This window comes from Salicola sp. AFF1, assembly GCF_056783195.1.
Genome location: NZ_JBXAYL010000083.1, coordinates 1 through 1,891, shown reverse-complemented (window position 1 = coordinate 1,891; position 1,891 = coordinate 1). Strand labels below are relative to the sequence as shown.

The following is a 1,891-nucleotide window of genomic DNA, read 5'->3' as shown; positions in this document are numbered from 1 at the left end:
GACGCGGAAGTAGTCCGGAAAGACCCGATATCGGAACCGGGAAGAAATCGAGCCAGCGACTACGCTGGTGAAATGAATCAGTAGGAAGGCTGCGGGTGAACCCGGAAGCGAGTTTTTCTACGGTCTCGTTAGGCGGCACGATCCCCTGGGGCGAGTAGCATTCGAGCGTACTGAAGACGGACTGAGCCGCATATGCGACATGGACTCACTGTTCCCTACCTCCTGGCGATCGCCGTAGCCACCACCTCCGTCGCGGCCGACACAACCCTGTCACCAGCCGACGCGTCGGCGGCATTTCAATCAGCTGGCTTCAAGCACAAGGGAAAAAAGTGGGTGGCCTGCGCAGAGGGACAAATCAGTGAGGTCCGAGACGTCAACGGTGATGGGCGGCCGGAGGTCGTCATCACGGAGAGCGGCACTGAGTGCCACGGTATGACTGGTAAGGGCTATAGCCTGGTCAGCAAGCAAACTAACGGCAGTTGGAAGCTGATTTCTCAAGGCACCGGGGTCTTGGAGTTTCTCAAGGGTGCGAAGGTCAATGGTTGGCCCGACATTCAAGTGGGCGGCCCGGGCTTTTGCTTTCCAGTTCTTCGTTGGAATGGCCAGCAATACATCCTCCATCGCTACGAGTACGAGGGCAAGCGCTGCAAGCCGTAGGTACTCAGCCGCACTCCCGGTGCCGCCTAACCCGTCCATCGAGGGGACGTCCGCAAGAGGGCTTCGCCCACTTGCGGCCGCCCCTCATGTCAAACGTTATAACTGACGGATAAAGCTCTATGGCCAACGGCTTGCAACAGTTCAAAAACCATCTGAGCTATTCACAGATAGCTGACGGCATGAATGCGGCTTGTGAAAATGCCCGCAGGTTGGTTGAGGACGCACAGATTCTTTTCGACGCTCAGAGATATCCTTCCGCCGTTTCTCTAGCAATATTGGCGATAGAAGAGTCCGGAAAAACCGCTATCTTGCGGGAAATGGCAACTGCTCAGGACGGTAAAGCGTTAAAAGCAGCCTGGAAATCGTACCGCTCACATACAAAGAAAAATGTTGCATGGATTCTGCTCGACTTGGTCATTGACGGCGCTCGAAAACTGGAAGATTTTGACCAAATTACTAACCCTCAGGGAGATCATCCAGAAATTCTGGATAACGTGAAACAGATAGCATTCTATACGGACTGTCTTGGTAAGGCTCACTGGTCTGTTCCTTCAGAGGTCATTGATGAGAACACAGCGAAAAGCATTTTATCTGTAGCCCAAGTTCTCTCAACAAAGAGAGTACATACCGAAAGAGAAATTGAGCTTTGGGTCGCACATGTCGGCCCAGTCAAAGAAGGTTCTTTGGAACAGCAGAAACAAGCTGTTTATGATTGGTTTAGGGCTATGGAGGCTGAGGGACTGATCGAAGAGGGCGAGATTCCTTTCGCTGAATTTCTCGACTACCAAGAAAGTTATAATCAGTAGTTCCAGTTCGTTCCGGGCCTGACGGCCCTCCACCGGATGCCCTTTTCGCTGCGCTACAAGGGCACCGCTGAACAAAGGCGTGTGTGCCAGGCATGGCACAGAACTAGGGAGGTGAAAGTCCTCCTGCCAGGTATTCGCAGTGCCGAAGGCTAGGAGAAGGGCAAGGGCGTCATCGTGAGGTGGGGTCTGGAGGAAGCCCAATCCAAAGCTGCGGGGCGACGAACAGGAACCTGATATGAGGTGTGGTATATCCGGGGCGAGCGGGCACGTGACCGCGAAGCCCTCCAACTGCGACTGGGGTGTGCTTTATAAATCAGGCGTTCACGCAGTGACAGTTCTGTGTCTTACCCTGGGAGGTCTGCCACGTGTGGAAGGAGCCACTGAAGGCTGAGCGATTGGCCTTGGCCGCGAGGCAGAAGTCAGCAGAA

2 protein-coding genes are annotated in these 1,891 nt (G+C 54.3%); both read left to right on the top strand.

Annotation, left to right across the window (positions count from 1 at the left end; translation table 11 throughout):
• Nucleotides 1–192 precede the first annotated feature (192 nt).
• Nucleotides 193–657 (top strand): hypothetical protein, encoded by a 465-nt coding sequence (locus AC1RQI_RS16720; RefSeq protein WP_481905746.1) that lies wholly within the window; start codon nucleotides 193–195, stop codon nucleotides 655–657.
• 119 nt (nucleotides 658–776) lie between these two features.
• Nucleotides 777–1,463 carry an AbiV family abortive infection protein gene (locus AC1RQI_RS16715; protein WP_481905745.1) on the top strand — a complete coding sequence of 229 codons (687 nt, stop codon included), beginning with the start codon at nucleotides 777–779 and terminating at the stop codon, nucleotides 1,461–1,463.
• Nucleotides 1,464–1,891: the final 428 nt, after the last annotated feature.

Coding starts and splice junctions, on each gene's coding strand:
- AC1RQI_RS16720 (WP_481905746.1), top strand. CDS start 193: ATGCGACATGGACTCACTGTTCCCTACCTCCTGGCGATCGCCGTAGCC.
- AC1RQI_RS16715 (WP_481905745.1), top strand. CDS start 777: ATGGCCAACGGCTTGCAACAGTTCAAAAACCATCTGAGCTATTCACAG.